The following is a 6067-nucleotide window of genomic DNA, read 5'->3' on the forward strand; positions in this document are numbered from 1 at the left end:
TTTATTATTCAGATAGAGTTGCTGGATCAATTTCGAGCAATTGTTGATGATCTATTTTATATAGTTTAGAAGAGGTTAAATCCTTTTCTGAAGTTAGTTTTAGACCGTCTAATACTGAATTATCATCTAAAATCAAAAGGTAATCATAATTATCAAGCGTCGATTTATCTTCCAATGCAAATGTACTAATCCCATCTACATTTGGAGAAAAAAGAAAATATTTCACTGCATATTGAAGCGAAAAATTAGATAGTTGATTATCTGTATCTTCAGCATAAACAAGGAATTTATTCTGAGTATCTAATTGCATTTGATCCCCGACAGCAGCGGTTACTTTTCCAGGTATGGTATCAGCATAGGATTGATTCATACTATTCATACCATTAATCTCTGAAAATAAGAAAGATAAAGTTAAAGCAGTACAAATCAGCGCACTATTTTGGTAAATTCGCTTAGTTTGTATACTTTTAAACGCTTTGTAATCTCTTTTCGGTCCTTGCTGTATGTGTAAAGACTGTTCAATGTTGATTACAAGATTAAAGCTGACAATTCCTATAAAGAAAATGACCATGCTAGACAAATATCTTTCCAAACCAGCTAGAACTATGGCTTCTTCAGTAGGCATAGTATAAATAAACATGGCAAGGTTACCAGCGTAATAAAGGACAACAATCAAGTCGAGTAAGAGTAAAATTTTTAAACTGTTCCAGTGTTTTTTTAAAATAAATAAAGCTACAAAATAACTTATAAAAGTTATAATATGAAAGATCAGTAATCCTCTAGTTGATAAACTATCTATAGATAATATAGCATTAAAAAATTTCGAAACAATAAGCTGTACTGTTTCTTGAGATTTTTCTGAAGAGACTTCTTTGAAATTCTCAACTGATAATGTATGTTTTGAATTTGTTCCTTGAAGAGCTATTTTTGTATGAAGATTCCAGATTATATAAGGTAGCATACTAGTGACAATTGTCAAGAAACCGATAGAAGCGTATTTGATATTATGCTTTATATTTTTTTTGCTGAAAGAATGAAAAATATAAAATAATAAATAGAAAATACAGATAGCATAGAAAAATAGACCGCTATTTTTAACGATTGTTAAAAGGCTCAAAATTGGAAGGACTATAAAACAAGCTTTTAAAATTCTATCCCGATAAGAATAGATAATCGCAATTACTGCAAGAGATAATAAAGGTAGTAAAAAATCAACTAGTAAATTATTGATTCTAATAGATATATTAAATATTGTCATGAGAGAAAATGACAAACCCATTACACTTATCAGTAAGTACCTTCTTATATCTCTAATGACTCCAAAAAGTGCATAAAAAGAGGATAAGATTAATAGACTTTGAGCGAATAGCATTAAGCCTTGTGAATACCCCACGATTCTACAGACATAATATATAAAAGAAGTACTCCCTAGCGGATAGGTCTTGAAATCTATTATATTCGTTGCAACCGTTGGCATCGCATCAGTAGCTAAAAGGTATTTTACAATAATTCCCCAATGAGAAAAATTATCATAATGAATAAATTTAGTTGGAATAAGCGAAAAGAATAAAATGATTAAAGCTATAAAAAAGCTAATATTTAATAGGTTAACTTTTTGGATTAATAAAAAAATTGTCAATTTTTGTTTAAACAAGTAAAAGATGAAAAGTACTAAGCCAATGGCAAATAGTAAGTAAGACGCAAACCATAATTTACCGATAAAACAAGCAAAATAGATTAGACAGCTGATAGAGGAAAATATAAATAACCATGAATAATTGGATTTAATATCTAACTTATCTTCCACTAGTCTTTTGAACCCCACGAAAGATAGTATCAATCCCACTAGACGTAAATAAAATATAGCATCAAGCACATTAGTTCCTCCTGAAAATCATACAGATGTATAGTTATAGTATTCTTATTGAGTTGATAGTTTTTGTTCATTTATCCAATGCTTTAATTCTTTCATAAATAATGGACTTTCAGAGAGTTCTTTGTAATTTTGAATTTGATATAAGCGTCCTTTGTTTTTATTTATTTTTTGTTCTAGCACTGGTTCAAAATTTATCTGGAAAAAATTATCATCTAAACGTAATGTTAGAATTTTAAAATTTTCATGATCCTTTAATCCTGAAATTCTAGCATACTCGTAGTTGAAATCTTTAATGGTACCCTGAGTGCCGTCTTCAAATTCAACTAATTTATTTAAAGTAACTCTGGGTAATTTTCGCATATCGGGTCGTTGTTTTTCAATTCTTTTAGAGAGATTATTCATCATATCATCAAAAGCTGTCATCCATACGTCTAATTTGACGGGTAAAGAATGCATGCGATCATATATTAGTTGGGAATATTGTCTTTTGTTTTCTTCATTAATTGAAGATATTTGAATGCCATATAACCAGCTCTCTGAGGATTCTTTAACGTATTGGATTGTCCCTTCAAACTCAGCACAGTACCGAGCATTTTCGATTTTTAAAGGGACAGCATAATCATTTGGAATATATTCAGCTTGATTTAACTCTAATAATAGCCCGCCTTCTGACAAGTTCAATGTTCTGCCTTTGATTGATTTACCTTGGATGGATAGCACAACAATTTCATTTGCAGCTATACGTTCAGATTTTCTATATAGTTTTCTTCCCAGCAAAAAGAAAATAGCATAAAGTAAATTGATTACATTATAAACGAGCCAGAAAATAATAATACTTCCATAGAATAATTCACTACCGTATTTACCCATAGTAAATTTCAGTAAAGCTGCGATCGAAAGAAATAATAAAAAAAGGTGTGGAAGAGAAAAGAGTATTTGTTGAAAAACTGTATCTTCTTCACTGTCTTTATTAGTTACTTTAAATTTCATTTGTTTCAATCCTATAGATTCCAATAACACAGGTAAAATCATAAAAGGAGCTAGAATAGTATCAATGATCTGACTCCATCTCTGGTTACGAGTTGCACTTGAAAGACTGCGCATAGAAAGACTATAAAAGAGATGTGACGGGCCCCAAAATAGTAAAAGATCCCAGAATCCACATACTGCTATTCGAACATTAAACAAGGCGAATAAAATTGGAGAGATTGTAAAAATAAGTCTTCTAGCAAAAGACCACCAGTACGAATGGCTAACTAGATAACTTATTCTGGATGAGATAGATAATTCCTTGTTAAATGGAATTCGAGTATTTCTTACACTTTGAATGACTCCTCGAGCCCAACGAACTCTTTGGGATATTAGGTTTTTAATAGATGTAGGGGCTAAACCATTCGCAACTACTTCAGTTGTTGCAATGGTTCGATAGCCTTTACTTTGGATTAAAATACCAGTCTGGAAGTCTTCCGTAATTGTATCGGTTGGAAATCCGCCAATTTCTTCTAATGCTCTTCGAGAAAGTACTGTGTTTGAACCAGTGTATGTTGCAGAATTAGAACTATTTCGCATAACATTAATTTCTTTAGTGAAAAAATCTTGTTCATTAGGAATAGTGGTTTCAGCAAATAAATTAAACTGAAATAGATCAGGGTTATAAAAGCTTTGAGGTGTTTGAACAAAACCAACCTTTTCAGAATCATTTCTCTTTTCTGAACTAATTCTTTCCCAAACACCCTCGTTATTTTTTTGATAATCGGGGATTAAAAAATAAGGGACAGATTCCATCAGAAAGTTATGTCTTGGTATCATATCTGAATCAAAAGTGACTACTAATGGAGAATGAGACATAGAAAGAGCATGATTTAAATTACCAGACTTAGCATCTTTATTTTCACTTAAACCAAGGTAATTGACATTAAGTGATTTTGCAAGCTCAGCAATCTCTTTTCGATTTCCGTCATCACAAACATAGATATGAACTTTTGATTTATCAGGATAATCCATAAAAGTACTTGCATTTATAGTGTTAAATAACAAGTCAGCAGACTCATTATGTGTAGCTATAAAGACATCAACATGCGGGAAATCTTCCTCTAAAGGTAGGGGCTTTTCAATTTCACTTTCTTTATTCTTTCTCCAAAACAGCTCAAAAGTACCGAATGCAGCTGACATTTCACTAGCTAGAAGTAAAACACCCATAATTAAGGCAAAAAGTCCTTCTTGAAATGGCAAAGTAAAGAAAAGCCGCCATAAAAGATAAATTGTCATAAAAAGAAAGGTTATTAAAAATAAAAACTTTTGATTTTGTTTACTTCTCATGATGATTTTCTCCTTTACTTACTTGTTTTCTAAATACCCACAATCGTTGAATTTGAAAACTGATAATAAATAGAATAAAGTCTACCAGGATTTTAATACTTATCGGTATACCAAGATTAATTTCAGTAGATATAAATTCAACTAAAAATCCTGAAATAAACATTTGAACCAGTGCAAGCAAAAAATATTTAATCATAGAATTTTTTGCTTCTTTTTCGCTAAAAACAAAAATTTTATTAGTAAAATAATTAAATAAGGAAGAGATTATTCGAGCAAAAATAGTAGCAAAAAATATTTGAGAAGGCAGACTAGTTTTTCTTAAAAAATACAAAAAGAGAGAAAATGCAGACAAATCGATTAAAAATGAAAATAGTGAAGAAAATCCGTATTTAAAAAAAATGGAATAAATTTTAATAGAATCAATAAGTGGATTGAAGTGCGAGGATTTATTACTGTCAATATAAATTGTAGCAATGGGCACCTCATTTATTTGCATTTCCTCTTTTTTAAAGTACATTAGCATATCCATTTCATATTCGTATCGATTTCCTGGTAATTTTGTTAAAGGGGCCAAACTTGAATAGGGAATTACGCGAAGGCCCGTTTGAGTATCGGTTAAACGTATATCATAAAGGACTCGCAAAAATATTTTAGTTAGGTAGTTACCGTAAAGACTTCTAAGAGGAATGTCCTTTCTCGAAAAATGCCGAGCGCCTAATACTAGTGTATGAGGTTGTTCAAGAAAAGCGTATATACACTGAAAAATATCATTGGGTTTATGTTGACCATCAGCATCGACTGTTATAATTCCAAGTGGTTTCTTTGAATAGCTCATGATGGAAGTAAAGGCTGTTTTTAAAGCTTTTCCTTTTCCTAAATTCGTTTCATGGGTTAACACAGTGCATTGTGGAAATGCTTCAATTTTCTTGAATATGGAAGTTGCTTTTTCATTACTACCATCATTTACGACTACAATAGAAAGAGTAGGTGCTTTATAAAGCAAACGATCGATTAACTCACATAGTTTATGATCAGGATCGTAAGCTGGTATTACAACTATAACTTTACTTGTAGAAGGTAGAAGTTTAACTTCTCGATTTAACATTTGCAATAGTTTGTTTCCTTTCAAGATATGTAGAATAATTTATTCTTTCTTAACTGAAAATATTATAGACTACTGAATAAAAATATACTAGTCATTTTATTTTTTTCAAACACAAATTGAAATCAGCAGTGAGCAATTTTCTATGGCAAAAACAAAGAGTAAAATTTTTTGTTTGCTTTTTATATTTAATTTAACTGTTTTAAACAGTTTATGTTCTTAATTTTATAAATTAATTAAAGAGAGCTATAGCTATCTGATCATGATGAGAAACATGTTTATGACTTAAATGTGACAACCCTTATATAATCAGCCAATTTTTAAATCAACGTTGTGGTTATAAACATAGCAATCCATTAATTACTGAATAAATTATATAAGATTCATGAATCCTAATCTTTAATAAAAAAAAACTAATTGTATTTTGCAAGAATAAAATCCATAAGAGTGCAGGAAATTTATCCATAACTTTGCAGTTCCCATTTAGTTAATTTCTTAATTGAGACAAAGCATTGGTATACCGGTAACTTGTGCCCGCAAAAGTGAAGATATGAGCGTGATGAATCAACCGATCCACTAGTGCACTGGTCAATCTTGAATCTTGAAACACTTTACTCCAAGAGCTAAATTCCAGGTTCGTTGTGATAATCAAACTTTTCTCTTCGTAAAAATCTGATATTAAGTGAAATAGTAATTCTGCACCTTCTTTATCAAAAGGTAAGTAGCCTAGTTCGTCTAAAATAAGTAGGTCACATTTGAGAATTGTTTTC

4 protein-coding genes are annotated in these 6067 nt (G+C 30.6%); all 4 read right to left on the reverse strand.

Translation table 11 applies throughout. The annotated features are described in order from the left end of the window. Window positions 1-4: 4 nt before the first annotated feature. Window positions 5-1876 carry a hypothetical protein gene (locus BLT22_RS07590; RefSeq protein ID WP_091762159.1) on the reverse strand — a complete coding sequence of 624 codons (1872 nt, stop codon included), beginning with the start codon at window positions 1874-1876 and terminating at the stop codon, window positions 5-7. A gap of 45 nt (window positions 1877-1921) precedes the next feature. Beyond that, complete coding sequence (locus BLT22_RS07595; protein ID WP_091762161.1) at window positions 1922-4195, reverse strand: glycosyltransferase; 2274 nt, start codon at window positions 4193-4195, stop codon at window positions 1922-1924. Beyond that, window positions 4185-5300, reverse strand: a complete 1116-nt coding sequence (locus BLT22_RS07600; RefSeq protein ID WP_220727621.1) for a bifunctional glycosyltransferase family 2/GtrA family protein — start codon at window positions 5298-5300, stop codon at window positions 4185-4187. The genes BLT22_RS07595 and BLT22_RS07600 overlap by 11 nt, the downstream gene beginning before the upstream one ends. Window positions 5301-5784: 484 nt before the next feature. Beyond that, window positions 5785-6067 (reverse strand): ATP-binding protein (locus tag BLT22_RS07605; RefSeq protein ID WP_176935391.1); only part of this gene is annotated, 283 nt, incomplete at its 5' end.

Source organism: Marinilactibacillus psychrotolerans, assembly GCF_900101525.1.
Taxonomy (GTDB): domain Bacteria; phylum Bacillota; class Bacilli; order Lactobacillales; family Carnobacteriaceae_A; genus Marinilactibacillus; species Marinilactibacillus psychrotolerans.

What these genes read in the sequence shown, in the direction of transcription:
- BLT22_RS07600 (WP_220727621.1), bottom strand. Translation starts at nt 5,300, where the DNA reads ATGTTAAATCGAGAAGTTAAACTTCTACCTTCTACAAGTAAAGTTATA.
- BLT22_RS07595 (WP_091762161.1), bottom strand. Translation starts at nt 4,195, where the DNA reads ATGAGAAGTAAACAAAATCAAAAGTTTTTATTTTTAATAACCTTTCTT.